Origin of the sequence: Streptomyces dryopteridis, from assembly GCF_049606955.1 — a bacterium.
In the GTDB taxonomy this organism is placed as follows: Bacteria; Actinomycetota; Actinomycetes; order Streptomycetales; family Streptomycetaceae; genus Streptomyces.
Genome location: NZ_CP187113.1, coordinates 1,414,045 through 1,434,547, shown reverse-complemented (window position 1 = coordinate 1,434,547; position 20,503 = coordinate 1,414,045). Strand labels below are relative to the sequence as shown.

17 protein-coding genes are annotated in these 20,503 nt (G+C 72.7%); 12 read left to right on the top strand and 5 right to left on the bottom strand.

Annotated features, from left to right (window positions below; all coding sequences use genetic code 11):
* Positions 1-116 precede the first annotated feature (116 nt).
* Both ilvC and serA read left to right on the top strand, forming a co-directional pair.
* Positions 117-1,118 carry a ketol-acid reductoisomerase gene (gene ilvC / locus ACN20G_RS05720; protein ID WP_424211625.1) on the top strand — a complete coding sequence of 334 codons (1,002 nt, stop codon included), beginning with the start codon at positions 117-119 and terminating at the stop codon, positions 1,116-1,118.
* Positions 1,119-1,394: 276 nt separating this feature from the next.
* Positions 1,395-2,984 (top strand): phosphoglycerate dehydrogenase, encoded by a 1,590-nt coding sequence (gene serA / locus ACN20G_RS05715; RefSeq protein WP_424211624.1) that lies wholly within the window; start codon positions 1,395-1,397, stop codon positions 2,982-2,984.
* A gap of 157 nt (positions 2,985-3,141) precedes the next feature.
* Here serA and ACN20G_RS05710 read toward each other — a convergent pair whose 3' ends face one another.
* Complete coding sequence (locus ACN20G_RS05710; protein WP_424211623.1) at positions 3,142-4,410, bottom strand: PucR family transcriptional regulator; 1,269 nt, start codon at positions 4,408-4,410, stop codon at positions 3,142-3,144.
* 199 nt (positions 4,411-4,609) lie between these two features.
* On the opposite strand from ACN20G_RS05710, the gene ACN20G_RS05705 reads away from it, so the two are divergent.
* Together ACN20G_RS05705 and pruA are read left to right on the top strand one after the other, a co-directional pair.
* Positions 4,610-5,536, top strand: a complete 927-nt coding sequence (locus tag ACN20G_RS05705; protein WP_424211622.1) for a proline dehydrogenase family protein — start codon at positions 4,610-4,612, stop codon at positions 5,534-5,536.
* Positions 5,537-5,550: 14 nt separating this feature from the next.
* Positions 5,551-7,182 carry an L-glutamate gamma-semialdehyde dehydrogenase gene (gene pruA, locus ACN20G_RS05700; protein WP_424211621.1) on the top strand — a complete coding sequence of 544 codons (1,632 nt, stop codon included), beginning with the start codon at positions 5,551-5,553 and terminating at the stop codon, positions 7,180-7,182.
* Between the two features lie 119 nt (positions 7,183-7,301).
* Here pruA and ACN20G_RS05695 read toward each other — a convergent pair whose 3' ends face one another.
* Positions 7,302-8,003 carry a nitroreductase family protein gene (locus ACN20G_RS05695; RefSeq protein ID WP_424211620.1) on the bottom strand — a complete coding sequence of 234 codons (702 nt, stop codon included), beginning with the start codon at positions 8,001-8,003 and terminating at the stop codon, positions 7,302-7,304.
* Between the two features lie 114 nt (positions 8,004-8,117).
* Between ACN20G_RS05695 and ACN20G_RS05690 the strand changes: the two genes are divergently transcribed.
* Positions 8,118-8,660: a GNAT family N-acetyltransferase gene (locus ACN20G_RS05690; RefSeq protein ID WP_424211619.1), complete on the top strand. Its 543-nt coding sequence runs from the start codon at positions 8,118-8,120 to the stop codon at positions 8,658-8,660.
* Between the two features lie 32 nt (positions 8,661-8,692).
* Here the strand turns inward: ACN20G_RS05690 and ACN20G_RS05685 are convergent, their stop codons facing one another.
* Entirely contained in the window at positions 8,693-10,747 is a 2,055-nt protein-coding gene (locus ACN20G_RS05685; protein ID WP_424211618.1) for a phosphocholine-specific phospholipase C, read from the bottom strand.
* Between the two features lie 539 nt (positions 10,748-11,286).
* Here ACN20G_RS05685 and ACN20G_RS05680 point away from each other — a divergent pair.
* The 3 genes from ACN20G_RS05680 to ACN20G_RS05670 all read left to right on the top strand — a co-directional run bounded on the left by ACN20G_RS05680 (position 11,287) and on the right by ACN20G_RS05670 (position 13,981).
* Positions 11,287-11,418 carry a hypothetical protein gene (locus ACN20G_RS05680; RefSeq protein ID WP_424211617.1) on the top strand — a complete coding sequence of 44 codons (132 nt, stop codon included), beginning with the start codon at positions 11,287-11,289 and terminating at the stop codon, positions 11,416-11,418.
* Positions 11,419-11,598: 180 nt separating this feature from the next.
* Positions 11,599-12,639, top strand: coding sequence for a 3-isopropylmalate dehydrogenase (locus ACN20G_RS05675; RefSeq protein ID WP_424211616.1), 1,041 nt, complete (start codon positions 11,599-11,601; stop codon positions 12,637-12,639).
* Positions 12,640-12,892: 253 nt separating this feature from the next.
* Positions 12,893-13,981, top strand: a complete 1,089-nt coding sequence (locus ACN20G_RS05670) for a branched-chain amino acid aminotransferase (protein ID WP_424211615.1) — start codon at positions 12,893-12,895, stop codon at positions 13,979-13,981.
* A 114-nt stretch (positions 13,982-14,095) separates the two neighbouring features.
* On the opposite strand, the gene ACN20G_RS05665 is transcribed toward ACN20G_RS05670, so the two are convergent.
* Positions 14,096-14,272, bottom strand: coding sequence for a hypothetical protein (locus ACN20G_RS05665; RefSeq protein WP_424211614.1), 177 nt, complete (start codon positions 14,270-14,272; stop codon positions 14,096-14,098).
* Positions 14,273-14,512: 240 nt separating this feature from the next.
* Between ACN20G_RS05665 and ACN20G_RS05660 the strand changes: the two genes are divergently transcribed.
* The 4 genes from ACN20G_RS05660 to ACN20G_RS05645 all read left to right on the top strand — a co-directional run bounded on the left by ACN20G_RS05660 (position 14,513) and on the right by ACN20G_RS05645 (position 19,668).
* A complete protein-coding gene (locus ACN20G_RS05660; protein WP_424211613.1) occupies positions 14,513-15,568 on the top strand; it encodes an agmatine deiminase family protein in 1,056 nt (351 codons plus the stop codon).
* A 52-nt stretch (positions 15,569-15,620) separates the two neighbouring features.
* Complete coding sequence (locus ACN20G_RS05655) at positions 15,621-16,259, top strand: TetR/AcrR family transcriptional regulator (protein WP_424211612.1); 639 nt, start codon at positions 15,621-15,623, stop codon at positions 16,257-16,259.
* A gap of 326 nt (positions 16,260-16,585) precedes the next feature.
* The gene (gene cimA / locus ACN20G_RS05650; RefSeq protein WP_424211611.1) at positions 16,586-18,190 is read left to right on the top strand and encodes a citramalate synthase; all 1,605 of its coding nucleotides are present in this window, start codon (positions 16,586-16,588) and stop codon (positions 18,188-18,190) included.
* Positions 18,191-18,288: 98 nt separating this feature from the next.
* Positions 18,289-19,668, top strand: coding sequence for a hypothetical protein (locus ACN20G_RS05645; protein WP_424215383.1), 1,380 nt, complete (start codon positions 18,289-18,291; stop codon positions 19,666-19,668).
* A gap of 71 nt (positions 19,669-19,739) precedes the next feature.
* On the opposite strand, the gene ACN20G_RS05640 is transcribed toward ACN20G_RS05645, so the two are convergent.
* Positions 19,740-20,348, bottom strand: a complete 609-nt coding sequence (locus ACN20G_RS05640; protein ID WP_424211610.1) for a YceI family protein — start codon at positions 20,346-20,348, stop codon at positions 19,740-19,742.
* Positions 20,349-20,503: the final 155 nt, after the last annotated feature.

Genomic DNA, 20,503 nt, shown 5'->3' with positions numbered 1-20,503 from the left:
CCTCGTCCCGTGTGCGGCGGGCCCCCGCCGGCCCGCCCACATGACGAGACCCCGAGACTTGAATTCCGCATCCCGCCGTACGGTGGGAGCAACACCAGCGCACCAAGGAGATACCAGTGGCCGAGCTGTTCTACGAGAACGACGCCGACCTGTCCATCATCCAGGGCCGCAAGGTCGCGGTCATCGGCTACGGCAGCCAGGGCCACGCCCACGCGCTGTCCCTGCGTGACTCGGGTGTCGACGTCCGCGTCGGCCTCCAGGAGGGCTCCAAGTCCAAGGCCAAGGCCGAGGAGCAGGGCCTGCGCGTGGTCTCCGTCGCCGAGGCCGCGGCCGAGGCCGACCTCATCATGATCCTGACCCCGGACCCGATCCAGGCCCAGGTCTACGAGGAGTCCATCAAGGACAACCTGAAGGCCGGCGACGCGCTGTTCTTCGGTCACGGCTTCAACATCCGCTACGGCTTCATCAACCCGCCGGCCGACGTGGACGTCGCCCTCGTCGCCCCGAAGGGCCCGGGCCACCTCGTCCGTCGTCAGTTCGAAGAGGGTCGCGGCGTCCCCTGCATCGCGGCCGTCGAGCAGGACGCCTCCGGCTCCGCCTTCGCCCTCGCGCTCTCCTACGCTGCCGGCATCGGCGGCACCCGCGCCGGCGTCATCAAGACCACCTTCACCGAGGAGACCGAGACCGACCTGTTCGGTGAGCAGGCCGTCCTCTGCGGTGGCGCCTCCGCCCTGGTCAAGGCCGGTTTCGAGACCCTGACCGAGGCCGGCTACCAGCCGGAGATCGCCTACTTCGAGTGCCTCCACGAGCTGAAGCTCATCGTCGACCTCATGTACGAGGGCGGCCTGGAGAAGATGCGCTGGTCGGTCTCCGAGACCGCCGAGTGGGGCGACTACATCACCGGCCCGCGCGTCATCACCGACGCCACCAAGGCCGAGATGAAGAAGGTCCTCGCCGAGATCCAGGACGGCACCTTCGCCAAGACCTGGATGGCCGAGTACCAGGCCGGTCTGCCCAAGTACAACGAGTACAAGAAGGCCGACGAGGAGCACCTGCTCGAGACCACCGGCAAGAAGCTGCGCAAGCTCATGAGCTGGGTCGACAGCGAGGACAACTGATCCTCGCGCGGCGGGGCCGGGACGCGTGTCGTCCCGGCCCCGCCGCGCTCTCGGCACCGGACGGTGCGACGGGCGAGCGGGGGGCGCCTTGTCCACCGCGTCCAATCCCGGACGGGTGATCCTTCCGGGCAGGTGGAAAACCCGGAGCCCCGCGCCACTACACTGCTCAACACATACGCGTCAGGCCCACAGTGTCGTGCGTCTTCCACGCGGCTACCCCCTCCACCGCCTGCGGCCGTCGGGACGGCCGTCCGCACTGGATTTGTGAGGACCCACGTGAGCTCGAAACCTGTCGTACTCATCGCCGAGGAACTGTCGCCCGCCACCGTGGAGGCGCTCGGCCCCGACTTCGAGATCAGGCACTGCAACGGCGCCGACCGCGCCGAACTGCTCCCCGCCATCGAGGACGTCGACGCGATCCTGGTCCGTTCCGCCACCAAGGTGGACACCGAGGCCATCAACGCGGCCAAGAAGCTGAAGGTCGTGGCCCGCGCCGGCGTCGGCCTCGACAACGTGGACGTCGCCACCGCCACCAAGGCGGGCGTGATGGTCGTCAACGCGCCGACCTCCAACATCGTCACCGCCGCCGAGCTGGCCTGCGGCCTGCTCATCGCCACGGCCCGCAACATCCCGCAGGCCAACACCGCCCTGAAGAACGGCGAGTGGAAGCGGAACAAGTACACCGGCGTCGAACTCAGCGAGAAGGTCCTCGGCGTCGTCGGCCTCGGCCGCATCGGTGTCCTCGTGGCCCAGCGCATGTCCGCGTTCGGCATGAAGGTCGTCGCCTACGACCCCTACGTGCAGCCCGCGCGCGCCGCCCAGATGGGCGTCAAGATGCTCGCCCTCGACGAGCTGTTGGAGGTCGCGGACTTCATCACCGTGCACCTGCCCAAGACCCCCGAGACCCTCGGTCTCATCGGGGACGAGGCCCTGCACCGCGTGAAGCCCTCCGTCCGCATCGTCAACGCCGCGCGCGGCGGGATCGTGGACGAGGCCGCCCTCTACACCGCGATCAAGGAGGGCCGCGTCGCCGGCGCCGGCCTCGACGTGTACGCGAAGGAACCCTGCGTCGACTCCCCGCTGTTCGAGCTCGACCAGGTCGTCTGCACCCCGCACCTCGGCGCCTCCACCGACGAGGCCCAGGAGAAGGCCGGCATCGCCGTCGCCAAGTCCGTGCGCCTAGCGCTCGCCGGCGAACTCGTGCCGGACGCCGTCAACGTCCAGGGCGGGGTCATCGCCGAGGACGTGCGCCCCGGCCTCCCGCTCGCCGAGAAGCTCGGCCGCATCTTCACCGCCCTCGCCGGCGAGGTGGCCGTCCGCCTCGACGTCGAGGTCTGCGGCGAGATCACCCAGCACGACGTCAAGGTGCTCGAACTCTCCGCGCTCAAGGGCGTGTTCGAGGACGTGGTCGACGAGACCGTCTCCTACGTCAACGCCCCCCTGTTCGCGCAGGAGCGCGGGGTCGAGGTGCGCCTGACCACCAGCTCGGAGTCGCCCGACCACCGCAACGTGGTCACCGTGCGCGGCACCCTCTCCGACGGCCAGGAGGTCGCGGTCTCCGGCACCCTCGCCGGCCCCAAGCACCTCCAGAAGATCGTCGGCATCGACGAGTACGACGTGGACCTCAACCTCGCGGACCACATGATCGTGCTCCGCTACACCGACCGTCCCGGCGTCGTCGGCACCGTCGGCCGGGTCCTCGGCGAGGCCGGCCTGAACATCGCCGGCATGCAGGTGGCCCGCGCCGAGGAGGGCGGCGAGGCCCTCGTCGTCCTGACCGTCGACGCGGCCGTGCCCGCGACGGTGCTCGCCGAGATCTCCGAGGAGATCGGCGCCGAGTCCGCCCGCACCGTCAACCTCGGCTGATCCGGGCTCACCCCCGAACGGACGAGAACACCCCGGGCCGGGCCCGGCGGGGACACTCCCGCCGGACCCGGCCCGCGGCCGTGCCCGCCCCGCCGCGCGCCCGCGCTCACCCGCCCGGCCGCACCTGGCCCGGACGGATCACGACCGCCCGCCCGGCTCAACGCAGCCGGGCCGCCTTGATCGCCATGTGCAGCAGCAGCCGGTCCTCGCCCTCGTCGAGGTCCAGGCCCGTCAACCGCTCCACCCGCTCCAGCCGGTAGTACAGGGTCTGCCGGTGGATGCCGAGGGCCGCCGCCGCCCGCCCCGCCTGCCCCGCGCAGTCCAGGAAGACCTCCGCCGTCCGGGCCAGTTCCGGATGGGCCGGCCCCAGCAGCTCGCGCGTCGCCGGATCCTCCCCGCCCCGCGCCGCCAGCACCGACAACATCCGGTACGGGCCGATCGCCGACCACCGGGCCACCGGCCCCAGCCCCGGCCGGGCCCGGGCCGCCCGAGCCGCCGCCACCGCCTGCTCCCAGGTGCCCGGCAGCCAGGCCGGTCCCGGCCTGCCGTACGAGACCCCCGCCGTGCGCCCCGGCTCGGCCTCGCGCACCCGTTCCACCGCCGCCAGCGTCGCCGCCGGCAGCTCCGTCCCGCGCGGGCGCACCAGCACCGCCAGCGCCGTCCGCCCCGCCCCGCCGCCCATCAACCCGCCCGTCGGCCCCGGACCGCCCGGCGTCCCGGCCGCCGGTACCGCCACCGAGGCCACCGCCACCGCCCCGGGCACCGAGGCCGGCGCCTCGCCCTGCCAGGGATCCACGCACACCAGGGCGTACGCCGCCCCCGGAGCACCCGCCGCGCCCTCGGACCCGCCCTCGCCCCGCCCCTCCGCGCTCCCGGGCTCCGGTTCGCCCAAGGCCCGCGCCAAGGCCGCCAGGGCACGCTCCCGGGCCGGCCCGGGAGCGGCCGTCAGGGCCGCCGCCAGCTCCCGCGAGAGGTCGGCACCGGCCCGGGCCTCGGCCGCCAACTGCCGTCCGATCCGCTCCGCCACCGCCATCGCCGCCGCCAGCGCGGCGGGCCCCGGCCCCGGCTCCGCCCCGTCCGTCGCCCGGGGGCCGTCCCGGTCCAGCAGCCACACGTACCCGTGCACGATGCCCCGGTGCCGCACCGGCAGGCAGATCCGCCCCCGGAACACCCCGGCCTCCGGCGCCGCCGGGATCCGCACCGGGCCGGTGGCCCGCGTGATCCCGAAGCCCTCGAACCAGGAGCGCACGGCCGCCGTGGACTGCCGGGTCAGGATCGACCGGGTCCGCACGGGGTCCATCGCGAGGTCGTCGTCGCTGTCGTGCGCGCCGAAGGCGATCAGACGGAAGTCCCGGTTCTCCAGCGTCGCCGGGGCGCCGAGCAGCGCCGAGATCTCGTCCACCAGCTCCTGGTAATCGCCCTTCACTGTGGCATTCTCCCACCCCGACACCCCGCCCTCATACATCTGTATGAGAACCGGGGCGCGGATGCGTGACAGTTGTAGATGGTCGAGGATCGTGCCGATTCATAGATTTCACGGTGGTTTTACTTGCGTTCCGCGTATACCGGGCGGCCCGTTCCCCCACGGTCCGTACCGCCCTCTCTGCCATCCGTTGGAGGTACCCGTGCTGGGTCCCGTGATCCTCGCCGCCTCGCGCAGCGGGAAGATGCGCCGCATCGTCTCCGCCGCCCCCGTCACCAAACCGGTGGTGGACCGCTTCATCCCCGGCGAGACCGTCGATCAGGTCGTCCCGATCGTCACCGACCTGGCGGACAAGGGCCTGGAGATCACCCTCGACGTGGTCGGTGAGGACATCACCACCGTCGAGCAGTCCCACGCGGCGCGCGACGCCTACCTCGAACTGATCGAGCGCCTGAAGGACCTGGGTCTGGGCGAGAAGGCCGAGATGTCGGTCAAGCTCTCCATGTTCGGCCAGGCCCTGGACGGCGGCCACGAGCTGGCGCTGGCCAACGTGCGCCCGGTGGTCGAGGCCGCCGCCGCGATCGGCACCACCGTCACCCTCGACGCCGAGGACCACACCACCCTCGACTCGATGTTCGCCATCCACGAGGAACTGCGCCGGGACTTCCCGCGGACCGGCTGCGTGATCCAGGCGTACCTGTTCCGCACCGAGGCCGACGCCCGTCGACTGGCCGCCGCCGGCAGCCGGGTCCGGATCGTCAAGGGCGCCTACAAGGAGCCCGCCGAGGTCGCCTACCAGGACAAGGCCGAGATCGACAAGGCATACGTCCGGATCATGAAGACCCTCATGCGCGGCGAGGGCTACCCGATGATCGGCTCCCACGACCCGCGTCTGATCGCGATCGCCCAGGAGCTGGCCCGGGAGGCCGGCCGCAAGCTCGACGAGTACGAGTTCCAGATGCTCTACGGCATCCGCGGCGACGAACACCTGCGACTGGCCGCCGAGGGCCACCGGATGCGCGTCTACACCGCGTACGGCACCGACTGGTACGGGTACTTCATGCGCCGCCTCGCGGAGAAGCCCGCGAACCTCCTCTTCTTCCTCCGCTCGATGATCACCAAGAACTAGGGAGTCCACACCCCATGGACGCAGTGACCCAGGTCCCCACGCCGGTCAACGAGCCGGTCCACTCCTACGCCCCCGGCAGCCCGGAGCGCGCCCGCCTGGAGGAGCAGCTCAAGCTGCTCGCCGAGAACCCGATCGAGCTGCCGATGACCATCGGCGGCGCCAAGCGCATGGGCGGCGGCGAGCGCTTCGACGTCGTGCAGCCGCACGCCCACGCCCGGGTGCTCGGCACCTACGCCAACGCCACCGAGGACGACGCCCGCGAGGCCGTCGAGGCCGCCCTGGCCGCCGCCCCCGCGTGGCGCTCCATGGCCTTCGACGACCGCGCCGCGATCATCCTGCGCGCCGCCGAGCTGCTGGCCGGCCCCTGGCGCGAGAAGCTGGCCGCGTCCACCATGCTCGGCCAGTCCAAGACGGCCCAGCAGGCCGAGATCGACACGCCCTGCGAGCTGATCGACTTCTGGCGCTTCAACGTGCACTTCGCCCGGCAGATCCTCGCCGAGCAGCCCGCCGCGAACTCCGCCGGCGTGTGGAACCGCAGCGACCACCGCCCGCTGGAGGGCTTCGTCTACGCGATCACGCCGTTCAACTTCACGGCCATCGCGGGCAACCTGCCCACCGCCCCCGCCCTCATGGGCAACGTGGTGGTCTGGAAGCCCTCCCCGACCCAGACCCACTCGGCCGTGCTGCTGATGGAGCTGCTGGAGGAGGCCGGGCTGCCCAAGGGCGTCATCAACCTGGTGACCGGCGACGGCATCGCCGTCTCCGAGGTGGCCCTGAACCACCCCGAGCTGGCCGGCATCCACTTCACCGGCTCGACCAAGACCTTCCAGTACCTGTGGAAGACGGTCGGCAACAACATCGAGAAGTACCGCTCCTACCCCCGCCTGGTCGGCGAGACCGGCGGCAAGGACTTCGTCGTCGCCCACCCCTCGGCCGACCACGCGATCCTCAAGACCGCCCTGACCCGCGGCTCCTTCGAGTTCCAGGGCCAGAAGTGCTCGGCCTCCTCGCGCGCCTACGTCCCGGCCTCCATCTGGAACGACGGGTTCAAGGAGCGGTTCGCGGCCGAGGTCGACTCCATCACCATGGGCCCGGTCACCGACCTGTCGAACTTCATCGGCGCCGTCATCGACGAGCGGTCCTTCGCCAAGAACAAGGCCGCCATCGACCGTGCCGCCGCCGACCCGACCTGCACCATCGTCGCGGGTGGCACCTACGACGACTCGGAGGGGTACTTCGTGCGCCCCACCGTCATCGAGTGCACCGACCCGACCAACGAGGTCTTCACCACCGAGTACTTCGGCCCGATCCTCGCCGTGTACGTCTACGACGACGCCGACTACGAGGCCATGCTCGCCCAGATGGAGTCCGTCTCGGCCTACGCCCTGACCGGCTCGATCATCGCCGCCGACCGCTACGCCGCGGCCGACGCGATGGAGAAGCTGCGGTTCGCCGCGGGCAACTTCTACATCAACGACAAGTCCACGGGCGCCGTCGTCGGCCAGCAGCCCTTCGGCGGCGGCCGGGCCTCGGGCACCAACGACAAGGCGGGCGCGGCCTCCAACCTGCTGCGCTGGACCTCCACCCGCTCCATCAAGGAGACCCTGGTCCCGCCGACCGACTACACCTACCCGCACCAGGGCTGAGGTCGACCGGGCCGCGCGGCGTACCGCCCCGCACGGCCCGGCCGCACCCGCCCCGCGCACCCCGCCCCCGCTCCGGTACCCCCAAGTCCGGAGCGGGGGCGGTCCCCTTTTTCCGGCCGTCAGACCTCCACGAGGACCTGGTCCAGGGACTTGCGCACCAGGTCCGGCACCTCGCAGTCGGCCGCCGGGTACCCGACCGGGATCACCGCGAACGCCTTCTCGTTCTCCGGCCGCCCCAGCACCTCGCCGAGGAAGCGCATCGGGCTCGGGGTGTGCACGAGGGCCGCGAGCCCGGACAGGTGCAGGGCGGAGAGCAGCATGCCGACGGCGATGCCCACCGACTCGTCCACGTAGTAGTGCTTGCGCTTGGCGCCGTCCGGGCCGAGCCAGTACCGCTGCTGGAAGACCACCACCAGGGCCGGCGCGTCGGTCAGGTGGGTCTTGACCGCGTCCGTGCCCAGCGGGCGCAGGGCCGCCAGCCACTCCTCGCCCAGCCGCCCGTCGTAGGACAGCCGCTCCTCCTCCTCGGCCGCCTCCCGGATCCGGGCCCGCACCTCGGGGTCGCGGACCAGCACGAAGGTCCACGGCTGCTGGTGGGCGCCCGAGGGGGCGGTGGCCGCGCACGCTATCGCGTCCCGCACCGCCTGCTCCGGCACCGGGTCGGGGGAGAAGGCGCGCACGGTGCGGCGGGCGTCCATGCGGGCGCGCAGCTCGGCGGCGCGCGCCAGGGACTCCTCGGCGGGCACGCGGTCGGGCCGGTACGGCACGCCCCGGTAGGGGTCGCCGTGGGTGGGGATCCACTGTGTGGTCTCGGGTGACATGGGCAGATTCTGCCCGGGGCACGGCGCGCGGTGCCGGCCCCGTCGCGGACAGCGGGAGCGAATTCCGGCCGAAGATCGTTCGGTATCCGAAAGCGCGGAGAAGAGGGGTGCGGGATGGGCGTGCGCGTGGCGCACACGGCGGAGTTGACCGCCTGGGAGCGGGCCGAACTGCGGGAGTTCCTCGACGGGGCCTTCGCCGGCCGGTTCTCCGACGAGGACTTCGAGCACTGCCTCGGCGGGCTGCACGTGCTGGCCCGAGAGGGCGCGGACGGGGCCCTGGTGGCGCACGGCTCGGTGGTGCAGCGGCGGGCCTCGCTGGGGGAGCGGGCGCTGCGGGTCGGGTACGTGGAGGCGGTGGCGGTACGGGCGGACCGGCGCCGGTTGGGCTGGGGCGGACGGGTGATGGGCCGGCTGGAGCGGGTGGTGGACGGCGGGTACGAGCTGGGGGCGCTGTCGGCCTCGGCGGCGGGCGCCGGGCTGTACGCGGCGCGCGGTTGGTGGGTGTGGCCGGGCGAGGTGGGGGTGCTCGGGCCGCGCGGGCCGGAGCGGCTGCCCGAGGAGGAGGGTTCCACGTGGGTGTGGGCCCCGGCCGGGACGTTCCGGCCGGGTCCGGTCGGTCGGCTGAGCTTCGACTGGCGGGACGGGGACGTGCTCTAGCGGCGCGCCCGTCAGCCGTGCGTCCGCGCCCGTCAGCCGGAGACGCTGGGGGCGCCGGTCTCGATGTGGCCGGTGTAGCGGCGCGACCAGGTGCCGTCGATGTCGGCGAGGACGGTCATGTCGTACCAGCCGTCGGAGTAGGCGACGGCGTTGAAGAAGTCCTCCCGGGTCCCGCCGGCGGGCACGGTGTAGGTCCAGGGGCCGTCGGTGCGGTAGGCGTTGGGGCGGACGGTGAAGGTGACGGCGCGCGCGGAGCGGTTGACGAGCTTCAGCCACAGCGCGAGCTTGCCGGTGCCGGGCTCCACCGCGTAGCGCCCGGCCACCTCGACGTCCTTGCCGGCCTTCGAGGCGTCGCCGAGGAAGCGGCGCAGGAAGCGGTTGGGGCCGTACAGGGATATGTCGTACTTCCCGGAGCCGTTGCCGAGGCCGATGTTGAGGAAGTCGGAGGCGGTGGCGCCGGGCTCGACGGTGTACTCCCAGGCGTTCGTGGCCCGGTACTGGTGCGGGTGGAGGGAGAAGTGGGCGGGGCGGCGGGCCTGCTCGCCGGTGTTGCCCATGGAGAACCAGGCCAGGATCTTGCCGCCGGAGCCGAACTCCAGCCGGTCGAGGTCGCCGGTGGGCTGGTAGGGCAGGGCGCGGGCGGGCCGGGTGCCGGGCTCCTGCGCGGGCAGGGCGTTGTTCTGCGGGGCCGGGTTGGGCAGCGGGGCGCAGGTGGACTGGCCGATCACCTTGGCGGTGCCGGGCAGGCCGGCGGGCACCCCGTACACGGGTCGGGCGAAGTCGAAGCAGCCGGTGAGGTCGCCGACCACGCGGCGCCGCCAGTCGCTGATGTTCGGGCAGGCGGCCGGGGTGCCGAGCGCGGCCGTCCAGGTCTCCATGAAGCGCAGCACGGAGGTGTGGTCGAAGACCTCGGAGCTCACCCAGCCGCCCCGGGTCCACGGGGACATCACGAGCATGGGCACGCGGAAGCCGAGCCCGATCGGGACCCCGTCCAGGTACTCGCCGGGGGTGCCCGGCGGGGCCACGGGCGGGGCGACGTGGTCGAAGAAGCCGTCGTTCTCGTCGTAGTTCAGGAACAGGACGGTGGAGTCGAAGACCTCGGGGTCGGCGGCCAGCGCCCGGTACACCAGGTCCACGAAGTGGGCGCCGTCCCCGGGCGGGGCGTAGGGGTGCTCGGAGAACGCCTCGCTCGCCACCACCCAGGAGACCTGGGGGAGGGTGCCGGCGAGGACGTCGGCGCGGATGGCGGCGGCGATGTCGTCGGGGGTGGAGCCGGTGACCCGGGGCACGGAGGCCATGCCCCGGTCCCACAGCGGGTCGCCGGGTCCGGCGTCGGTGAACCGCTTGAAGTAGGCCAGCCCGTTGTCCCCGTAGTTGTCCTGGGCGTTCTGGTAGACCTTCCAGCTCACCCCGGCGCGTTGGAGGGCCTCGGCGTAGGTCTCCCAGGTCAGTCCGGACTCCTCGCCGCCGTCCTTGCTGCCGGCGTCGACCTTGCCGCTCCACAGGAAGGTGCGGTTGGGGCCGGTGGCGCTCAGGGTGGAGCAGAAGTAGGCGTCGCAGATCGTGTAGTGGTCGGCGAGGGCGTAGTGGAAGGGGATGTCGGAGCGGTCGAGGTGGCCGAGGGTGCGGGTGTTGCCGACCCCGGTGACCCAGTTGTCCATCCGGCCCTGGTTCCAGGCGGAGTGCTGGGAGGTCCAGCTGTGCGGGAGGTCGCCGGTGCACTGGGCGAGGGTCTCGCCGTCCACCCCGCCGGCGGGCGGGGTCGCGGAGAGTTTCCACGGGTACTGCCGGCCGCCCCAGTTCGGCTGCTGGAAGGTGCTCCAGCCGCCGGGGATGTTGCCGGCGGCCCGGTCGCCGAAGCCGCGCACGCCCTTCAGCCGGCCGAAGTAGTGGTCGAAGCTGCGGTTCTCCTGCATGAGGACCACCACGTGCCGCACGTCGGTGATGTCCCCGCGGGCGGCTCGGGCCGCGGCGGAGAGGACGGCGGGGCGGGCGCCGGCCGCGCTCGCCCGTTCGGTCAGTCCCGCGCCGGCCGCCAGGCCCGCTCCCACGCCGCCCACGAATCCTCTTCGACTGATCGGTGTCACTGACCGCTCGCTCTCCGCTCCGGTGCCCGGTCGGCACGTCGGCGGACAGACTCCTCGTCCGGCCCGCAAAGGTCCACGGCCGTGCGGTAAGGAAACGGTGAACATCCGGAGCGCGGGTTCCGCGCGCCGGTCCGGCACGGTCGCGGGACGTTCCGGGTGACGCTGTCGCAGGTCGGGCGGGGGAGCGCGCGGCGCGCGGGAACGGGTCGGGAACGCTCCGGCCGGCCGTTTTTTGGTGCGGATTCGGACCAATGGGCCCGTCGGCGGTCGCGGGGAGTCGCGGGGGAGGGCCTTTCGAGGGGTTCGGCGTCTCAGATAGTAGGAAGTCCGAGTAATTTCGGAGACATACAGCCCGAAGCGGTCTAGCTTTGTATGAGCCGAACGACTCGCCGATCCGGCGAACGGCGGACGAGAGCCCGTGCCCCGGCAGGCAACCCCTGCGGCACACCGCTCCCCGCCCCTTCCGGCGCCTTGAAGGAACCCCTCATCCGCGACGGGCCCGTGCCCGCTCGCGCCGTGATCTCAAGGAGTCGATCACCATGCACACCACCTCCCCCGCACGTCGTCGCACCCGCCGTTCCGCTTCCGCCGAGGCCGACCGCAAGAACGCCGCGGCCGCCCTGCAACGCGCCCTCGACCGCCGGGACAACGGCGGCTCCACCGGCCACTGACCTCGGATCCCCCGTCCCCGCCCCACCCCGCCCCGCGCCGCCCGGACATCCCCGGGCCCCGGGTCGTCCCCGCGGACACGTTCCGCTTCGGGTTCGGCCGGACCGGCGCCGAGGCTCCGCCCGTGTCCACATCATGGACGCCGGAAGCCCGAAGGGTGGGACGAGGAGTAGGGTTCAGCCATGTCGACCAGCATCAATCTCGCAGTGATCCCCGGTGATGGCATCGGACAGGAAGTCGTGGCTCAGGGCCTCAAGGTCCTCGCCGCCGTCCTGCCCCAGGATGTGAAGCTGGAGACCAAGGAGTACGACCTCGGCGCCAAGCGCTGGCACCGCACCGGCGAGACCCTGCCGGACGCGGAGCTGGCGGCCCTCAAGGGCCACGACGCCATCCTCCTCGGCGCGATCGGCGACCCCTCGGTCCCGTCCGGCGTCCTCGAGCGGGGCCTGCTGCTCAAGCTGCGGTTCGCCTTCGACCACTTCATCAACCTGCGGCCCTCGAAGCTGTTCCCGAACACCGCCACCCCGCTGGCCGGCGCCCCGGAGATCGACTTCGTCGTGGTCCGCGAGGGCACCGAGGGCCCCTACACCGGCAACGGCGGCGCGCTGCGCGTCGGCACCCCGGCCGAGGTGGCCACCGAGGTCAGCGTGAACACGGCGTACGGCGTGGAGCGCGTGGTGCGCGACGCCTTCGCCCGCGCCGCGGCCCGCCCCCGCAAGAAGCTGACGCTGGTCCACAAGAACAACGTCCTGGTGTTCGCCGGCGGCATGTGGAAGCGGATCTTCGACGCCGTCGCCGCCGAGTACCCCGAGGTGAGCACGGACTACCTGCACGTGGACGCGGCGACGATCTTCTTCGTCACGCAGCCCGAGCGCTTCGACGTGATCGTCACCGACAACCTCTTCGGTGACATCCTCACCGACCTCGCCGCCGCCGTCACCGGCGGAATCGGCCTGGCGGCCTCCGGGAACATCAACCCCACCGGCGCCTTCCCGTCCATGTTCGAGCCCGTCCACGGCTCGGCCCCGGACATCGCGGGCACCGGCAAGGCCGACCCCACGGCGACGATCCTCTCCGTCGCCCTCCTCCTGCGGCACCTGGGCCACGAGTCCGAGGCCGCCCGCATCGAGGACGCCGTCAGCGCCGACCTGGCCGAGCGCGACGGCACCTTCCGCAGCACGGACCTGATCGGCGACGCGATCGCCGCCCGGGTGGCCGGCTGACGGCAGCCGCACGGCACGACGGCGACGGCCGTCCGGGACCTCGGGTCCCGGGCGGCTGTTCCGGCACGGCCCCGGGTGCCACCATGCCCGTGGGCCGCAATCGCCGACGCCCCGTTTCTGTCCGGCCACCCCACGCGCGATAATCGAACGCGAGGCCGCGGAATACGGGGAAGTTCGGACGTCCTGGTACTTCCGTACGGGGTACGCAATGAGCGCGGTCCGCCATTACACAACCGGTGAAGGACAAGCACTCATGACGACGCCCACGATCGAACTCAAGCCCTCCTCCCACCCGCTGTCCGAAGCGGAGCGCGAGACGATCCTGGCCAACCCCGGGTTCGGCCGCCACTTCACCGACCACATGGTCACGGTCAAGTGGACCGAGGGCCGCGGCTGGCACGACGCCGAGCTGGTGCCGTACGCCCCGCTGTCGATCGACCCGGCGAACATGACCCTGCACTACGCGCAGACCATCTTCGAGGGCCTCAAGGCGTACCGGCAGCCCGACGGCTCCGTGGCCACCTTCCGCCCGTTCGCCAACGCCGAGCGCTTCAACGCCTCGGCCCGGCGCATGGCCATGCCCGAGCTGCCCACCGACCTGTTCGTCGCCGCCTGCGACGCGCTGGTCACCCAGGACCGGGCGTGGGTGCCCAGCTCCGGCGAGGCCAGCCTGTACCTGCGCCCGTTCATGTTCGCCTCCGAGGTCGGCCTCGGGGTCCGCCCGGCCAACGAGTTCACGTTCATCGTGATCGCCTCGCCCGCCGGCGCCTACTTCCCCGGCGGGGTCAAGCCCGTCTCGGTCTGGCTCTCCGAGGAGTACGTGCGCGCCGCCAAGGGCGGCACCGGCGCCGCCAAGACCGGCGGCAACTACGCGGCCTCCCTCGTGGCCCAGGCGCAGGCCGCCTCGCACGGCTGCGACCAGGTGGTGTGGCTGGACGCCGTCGAGCACCGCTGGATCGAGGAGATGGGCGGCATGAACCTGTACTTCGTGTACGGGGACCGCATCGTCACCCCCGAGCTCACCGGCTCCCTGCTGCCCGGCATCACCCGCGACTCCCTCCTCACCATCGCCCGCGACCTCGGCCACACCGCCGAGGAGGGCCGCATCACGGTCGAGGACTGGGCCCGCGACAACGAGAACGGCACCCTCACCGAGGTCTTCGCCTGCGGCACCGCCGCCGTGATCACCCCCGTCGGCTCGGTCAAGTCCACCCGGCAGGCATGGGTGCAGGGCGACGGCGAGCCCGGCCCCGTCACCATGAAGCTCCGCAAGGCCCTCCTGGAGCTCCAGACCGGCCACGCGGCCGACACGCACGGCTGGATGCACCCGCTCGGCGGCTGAGCCGGACCGCGCCGACCGGCGCACGCGCACGAGGCCCCCGTCACGACCGATCGCGGTCGCGGCGGGGGCCTCGTGGCGTCCGGACCCGGGGCGGGCGCGGATCGGGCGGGCGGATCAGGCGCGCGCCGCGCCGTCCGCGCCGCCCTCGCCCTCGTCCCGGGCCCTGTCCTTGTCGCGCTGGGACTCGATGCGCCGCTCCACCGCGTACTCCACCGCCACGTCCCCGCCCATGCCCAGCAGGGTGCCCAGCCCCCGGAGCGCCTTGCCCGCCACGTACGCCAGTTCCTCCACGACACTGCCCCCTCGTTCCTCGTCCGGTCCCGGGCCGTGCCCGGTCACGGGGAAGGACGCCGCGCAGGGCCCGCGGGTTGACCGCCGGGCGTGATCCGTCAGGTCCCACCGAGTTCGAGCGTCGCTCGATGCGACGCGGCACATGCTCCGCCCGCACCCTTGGTCCCGTGCGCACCGGCAAGTTAGAGTGGTGTTCTAAACCTCGCCCGTCCGCCCTCCCGCCAAGGACCCGCACCCGCCATGAGCCCGCACCCCGCACCCCGCGCCACCCCCGCCGCCGACGGCTACCGGATGCCCCCCGAGTGGGCCCCGCACGAGCGCACCTGGATGGCCTGGCCCAGCCCCAACCCCACCTTCACCGACGAGGACGAACTCGCCGGGGCCCGCGCCGCCTGGGCCGCCGTGGCCCGCGCCGTCCGCGCTCACGAACCCGTCACCCTCGTCGTGGCCCCCGGAGACGCCGACGGCGCCCGCGCCCTCGTCGGCCCCGAGGTCGAGATCGTCGAACGCCCCCTCGACGACGCCTGGATGCGCGACATCGGCCCCACCTTCGTCACCGACGGCGCCGGCCGGCTCGCCGCCGTCGACTGGACCTTCAACGGCTGGGGCGCCCAGGACTGGGCCCGCTGGGAGCACGACGCCCACATCGCCCGGCACGTCTCCGACCTCCTCGGCACCCCCACCTACTCCACCCCCCTCGTCAACGAGGGCGGCGCCATCCACGTGGACGGCGAGGGCACCGTCCTCCTCACCGACACCGTGCAACTCGGCGCCGGTCGCAACCCCGGCCGCACCCGCGCCGAGGTCGAGGCCGAGATCCACGCCCACCTCGGCACCACCAAGGCCATCTGGCTGCCCTACGGCCTCGTCGGCGACTACGGCACCTACGGCACCCAGGGACACGTGGACATCGTGGCCGCCTTCGCCCGCCCCGGCGTCGTCCTCGTCCACTCCCAGCCCGACCCCGCCCACCCCGACCACGAACGCGGCAAGCTCATCGCCGACCTGCTGCGCTCCGAGACCGACGCCCGGGGCCGCCGCCTGGAGGTCGTCGAGGTCCCCGCCCCGACCGTCCTCCAAGAGGACGGGGAATGGGTGGACTGGTCCTACATCAACCACTACCTGTGCAACGACGGCGTCATCCTCTGTTCCTTCGACGACCCCCGCGACGCCGAGGCCGCCGAGATCTTCCGCCGGCTCTTCCCGGAGCGCACCGTGACCCTCGTCGACGCACGTACGATTTTCGCCGGGGGCGGCGGCATCCACTGCATCACGCAGCAGCAGCCGAAGGTGTGAGGGCACGGGGCCCGCACGCCCCGACCCCACCCCACACGACACAGGAGCGACCATGGCTGCGGGCGGCACGGACGCGCACCCCGAGACCACCCCCAGGGCCCGGGCGGCCCGGCGCAACGCCCCACCCCGCGCCGACGTGCTCGCCGCCGCCATGGCCACCATCGCCGAACGCGGCCTGGACGGCCTCACCATGGCCGGCCTCGGCCGCGAGGTCGGCATGAGCAGCGGCCACCTCCTCTACTACTTCCGCAGCAAGGACGAACTGCTCCTGCAGACCCTCGAATGGAGCGAGGCGTCCCTCGGCGAACGCCGCCGCGCCCTGCTCTCGCGCCCCGGCCCCGCGGTCGACCGGATCCGCGCCTACGTGGACCTCTACGTGCCCACCGCCCCCCGGGACCCGCACTGGAGCCTGTGGCTGGAGGTCTGGAACCGCTGCCAGGACGCCGGCCCCGCCGAACGCGCCCGCCAGAGCGCCATCGAGGGCGCCTGGCACCGCGACCTCGTCGCCCTCCTCGCCGAGGGTGCCTCCCGCGGCGAACTGCGGGCCGGGGACAGCGACCGGATCGCCGCCCGACTGCGGGCCCTGCTCGACGGCTTCTCCATCCAGCTCGCCGTCGGCCTGCCCGGTGTCGACCGCGCCGACATCCTCGCCCACGCGAACGAGTACCTCACCGAGGCGATCGGCCCCTGACCCGCCCCTGAGCCGGACCCGACCGGCGCCCGCGTCCGCATCCTGGGACGCGTGTCCGCCGCCGGAGGGGATGTGACAGACTGCCGACGTGTTCGCTCAGACCGTGATTATCGGCGGCGGCGCGCCGGTCCGCGATGACCGTTGACCCGTGGTGATCCACGGGATCACGGGCACCGTGCCCCAGACCCGCGCGCAGACCTCTCGCACCCGCGAGGGGTTTTTTCGTTTTCGGGCCCGCCACCGACCGGGACCGCAGGGCGCGCGATGATGGAGCAAGTGGAACCCGGAACTCTCGGACCCACTCATCCGACAGGAGCCAGATCAGCATGACGACGACCGAGGTCCCCGACGACAGCTTCCACGTCTTCGACACCACACTGCGCGACGGCGCGCAGCGCGAAGGCATCAACCTCACGGTCGCCGACAAGCTGACCATCGCCCGCCGGCTCGACGAGTTCGGCGTCGGGTTCATCGAGGGCGGCTGGCCCGGCGCCAACCCCCGTGACACCGAGTTCTTCTCCCGCGCCACGACCGAGATCGAGTTCCGGCACGCCCGCCTCGTGGCCTTCGGCGCCACCCGCCGCCCCGGCGCCACCGCCGCCGAGGACCCGCAGGTCCGCGCCCTCCTCGAATCCGGCGCCCCCGTCATCACCCTGGTCGCCAAGTCCCACGACCGGCACGTCGAACTCGCCCTGCGCACCACCCTCGAAGAGAACCTGGAGATGGTCCGCGACACCGTCTCCCACCTCGTCGCCCAGGGCCGCCGGGTGTTCGTGGACTGCGAGCACTTCTTCGACGGCTACCGCGCCAACCCCGAGTACGCCAAGTCCGTGGTGCGCACCGCCCACGAGGCCGGCGCCGACGTGGTCGTGCTCTGCGACACCAACGGCGGCATGCTGCCGGCCCAGATCGGGGCCGTCGTGGCCACCGTCCTCGCCGACACCGGCGCCCGGATCGGCATCCACGCCCAGGACGACACCGGCTGCGCGGTCGCCAACACCCTGGCCGCGGTCGACGCCGGCGCCACCCACGTGCAGTGCACCGCCAACGGCTACGGCGAGCGGGTCGGCAACGCCAACCTCTTCCCCGTGGTCGCGGCCCTGGAGCTGAAGTACGACCGCCGGGTGCTGCCCCCCGGCACGCTGACCGAGATGACCCGCATCTCGCACGCCATCGCCGAGGTGGTCAACCTCGCCCCCGCCACCCACCAGCCCTACGTGGGCGTGTCCGCCTTCGCCCACAAGGCCGGGCTGCACGCCTCCGCGATCAAGGTGGACCCCGACCTCTACCAGCACATCGACCCCGAGCGGGTCGGCAACACCATGCGGATGCTGGTCTCCGACATGGCCGGCCGGGCCTCGATCGAGCTCAAGGGACGCGAGCTGGGCGTGGACCTCGGCGAGGACCGCCTCCTGGTCGGACGGGTGGTGGAACGGGTCAAGGAACGCGAGCTGGCCGGTTACACCTACGAGGCCGCCGACGCCTCCTTCGAGCTGCTGCTGCGCGCCGAGGCCGAGGGCCGGGCCCGCCGCTACTTCCGCGTCGAGTCCTGGCGCGCCATCACCGAGGACCGCCCCGACGGCACCCACGCCAACGAGGCCACGGTGAAGCTGTGGGCCAAGGGCGAGCGGATCCTGGCCACCGGCGAGGGCAACGGCCCGGTGAACGCCCTGGACAACGCCCTGCGGGTGGCCCTGGAGCCCTTCTACCCGCAGCTCGCCAAATTCGAGCTGCTCGACTACAAGGTCCGCATCCTGGAGGGCAAGCACGGCACCGAGTCCACGACCCGGGTGCTGATCTCCACCAGCGACGGCAACCGCGAGTGGTCCACGGTGGGCGTGGCCCCGAACGTGATCGCCGCCTCCTGGCAGGCCCTGGAGGACGCGTACACCTACGGCCTGCTGCACGCCGGCGTGGAGCCCACGGAGTAGGCGGGACGCAAGGGGCGAAGGGCTCTCACGGCCGCCGAACGGGCGATTCGGGTAACTTCGGTGGTATGAGCCGAACCGCCCCGAGTCGCCCGTCCCGGATGTCCTCCCGCGCGTGGGTCCGGTCGCTGCCCGCCTCGGTGGTCGCGGTGCTCGCGCTGTGCCTGGGCACGGTCGCGTTCGCCCCGGTCGCCCACGCGGCGAGCGGCCCCGTGGCCGTGGGGGAGGCGTTGCGGGAGAACCCCGTGTACGTGGACCCCCGGGTCACCGACCAGCTCCCGCCCGATCGGGCCGAGGCCCTGGCCAAACGCATCAAGGACGCCGACAAGCCGCTGTTCGTGGCGGTGCTGCCGGCGACCTCCGAGTTCCCGCCCAAGGACCTGCTCGGCGCGATCCGCACCGGCGCGGGGATCACCGGCACCTACGCCGTCCGGCTCGGCACCGGCTTCAACGCCGGCTCCGACCCGAGCGTGCTGAGTCGCAGCGCGACCGCCAACCTGACCGCGGCCGTCAAGGCGGGCGGGCCCGTCTCGGCCGCCGACCAGCTCGACGCCTTCGTCACCCAGGCCCTGCCCCAGCTGAAGGGGAAGGCCCCGGCCTCCTGGGGCGGCGGGGGCGACACGGCGGACGGGGTCGGCGCGGGCGCCCTGATCGGGTTCGCCGCGGTGCTCGTGGCCGGCGGCGGCGCCGGCTACGCCCTGGTGCGCTCGCGCCGCCGCAAGCAGGAGGCGGCCCGCGCGGAGGCGCTGGCCCGACTGCGGGTGGTCGTGGACGAGGACATCACGGCCTTCGGCGAGGAACTGGACCGGCTGGACTTCCACCCGGGCGAGCCCGGCGCGGACGACGCGATGCGCGCGGACTGGGAACGCGGCCTGGACTCCTACGAACGGGCGAAGGCGATCATGGCGCGGGTGACCCGCCCCGACGAGGTCACCGGGGTCACCGAGGCGCTGGAGGACGGCCGTTTCGCGCTGGCGAGCCTGGCGGCCCGCCGCGAGGGCCGACCGCTGCCCGAGCGGCGCACGCCCTGCTTCTTCGACCCCCGGCACGGGGTATCCGTCGAGGACGTGGAGTGGACCCCGCAGGGCGGGGCGGCGCGCACGGTGCCGGTCTGCGCGGCGGACGCCGTGCGGCTGCGGGAGGGGCGGGAACCGATGGTGCGCACGGTGGAGACGGCGGAGGGCCGGCGGCCCTACTACGACGCGGGCCCGGCGTACGGGCCGTGGGCGGGCGGCTACTTCGGCGGCGGGATGCTGCCCGGCCTGCTCGTGGGCACGATGCTCGGCTCGATGATGGCGACCCCGGCCTACGCCTCGGACTTCGGCGGGGGCTTCGGCGGCGACGCGGCGGGCGCGGGCTTCGAGGGCGGGGACGTGTCTGGCGCCGACTTCGACCCCTCGGCCTTCGGCGGCGGCGACTTCGGCGGCGGTGGTGGCTTCGGCGGTGGCGGGGACTTCGGCGGTGGCGGCGGCTTCGACTGACGGGCGACCGCCACGGGGCGGGGCGGCGCGCGACGGCGGTCGCGCGCGTTCGCCCGTCCGTGCGGCGCCGCTCAGCCCTGCTTGATCGCGGAGATGTCGAAGGTCAGCTTCACCTTGTCGGAGACCATCACGCCGCCCGCCTCCAGGGCCGCGTTCCAGGTCAGGCCCCAGTCGGAGCGCAGGATCTCGGCGGCGCCCTCGAAGCCCACGCGCAGGTTGCCGTAGACGTCGGTGGCGGAGCCGGTGAACTCCAGGTCGATCGCGAGCGGGCGGGTCACGTCCTTGATGGTGAGGTCGCCGGTGATCCGGTAGAGGTCCCCGCCGAGCTGTTCGGCGCGGGTGGAGCGGAAGGTCATCAGCGGGAAGTTCTCGGCGTCGAAGAAGTCGGCGCTGCGCAGGTGGCCGTCGCGGTCGGCGATGCCGGTGTCCACCGAGGCGATGGTGACGTCGATGGCGGCGGTGGACCGGCCCGGGTCGGTGCCGTCGAGGTGCAGGGTGCCGGTGTGCTCGGTGAAGGAGCCGCGCACGTTGGTGACCATGGCGTGCCGGACGGTGAAGCCGATGTTGGTGTGGCTCGGGTCGATGGCCCAGTCCCCGGTGAGGGCGGCGAGGGCCGGGTTCACCGGGGTCTCGGCGACGGCGACGGCGGTGTTCTGGTGGCGGCGGGTGAAGAGACCCATGACATCCTCCTCGGACGAGTTCGTTTAACCTTCAACGAAAACCAGCCTAGGCCCATTCCGTTCAAGTTTCAACTTCTTCGACCCCGTGTCGGGCCGCTTTGTCGGAGTCCCACAAAGGACGAAGGTCCCAGCTGGTGGGGTCCGTCCCCCGCACC

What these genes read in the sequence shown, in the direction of transcription:
- ACN20G_RS05675 (WP_424211616.1), top strand. Translation starts at nt 11,599, where the DNA reads ATGTCGACCAGCATCAATCTCGCAGTGATCCCCGGTGATGGCATCGGA.
- ACN20G_RS05660 (WP_424211613.1), top strand. Translation starts at nt 14,513, where the DNA reads ATGAGCCCGCACCCCGCACCCCGCGCCACCCCCGCCGCCGACGGCTAC.
- ACN20G_RS05640 (WP_424211610.1), bottom strand. Translation starts at nt 20,348, where the DNA reads ATGGGTCTCTTCACCCGCCGCCACCAGAACACCGCCGTCGCCGTCGCC.
- ACN20G_RS05670 (WP_424211615.1), top strand. Translation starts at nt 12,893, where the DNA reads ATGACGACGCCCACGATCGAACTCAAGCCCTCCTCCCACCCGCTGTCC.
- ACN20G_RS05690 (WP_424211619.1), top strand. Translation starts at nt 8,118, where the DNA reads ATGGGCGTGCGCGTGGCGCACACGGCGGAGTTGACCGCCTGGGAGCGG.
- ACN20G_RS05695 (WP_424211620.1), bottom strand. Translation starts at nt 8,003, where the DNA reads ATGTCACCCGAGACCACACAGTGGATCCCCACCCACGGCGACCCCTAC.
- cimA (WP_424211611.1), top strand. Translation starts at nt 16,586, where the DNA reads ATGACGACGACCGAGGTCCCCGACGACAGCTTCCACGTCTTCGACACC.
- ACN20G_RS05645 (WP_424215383.1), top strand. Translation starts at nt 18,289, where the DNA reads ATGTCCTCCCGCGCGTGGGTCCGGTCGCTGCCCGCCTCGGTGGTCGCG.
- ACN20G_RS05680 (WP_424211617.1), top strand. Translation starts at nt 11,287, where the DNA reads ATGCACACCACCTCCCCCGCACGTCGTCGCACCCGCCGTTCCGCTTCC.
- pruA (WP_424211621.1), top strand. Translation starts at nt 5,551, where the DNA reads ATGGACGCAGTGACCCAGGTCCCCACGCCGGTCAACGAGCCGGTCCAC.
- ACN20G_RS05655 (WP_424211612.1), top strand. Translation starts at nt 15,621, where the DNA reads ATGGCTGCGGGCGGCACGGACGCGCACCCCGAGACCACCCCCAGGGCC.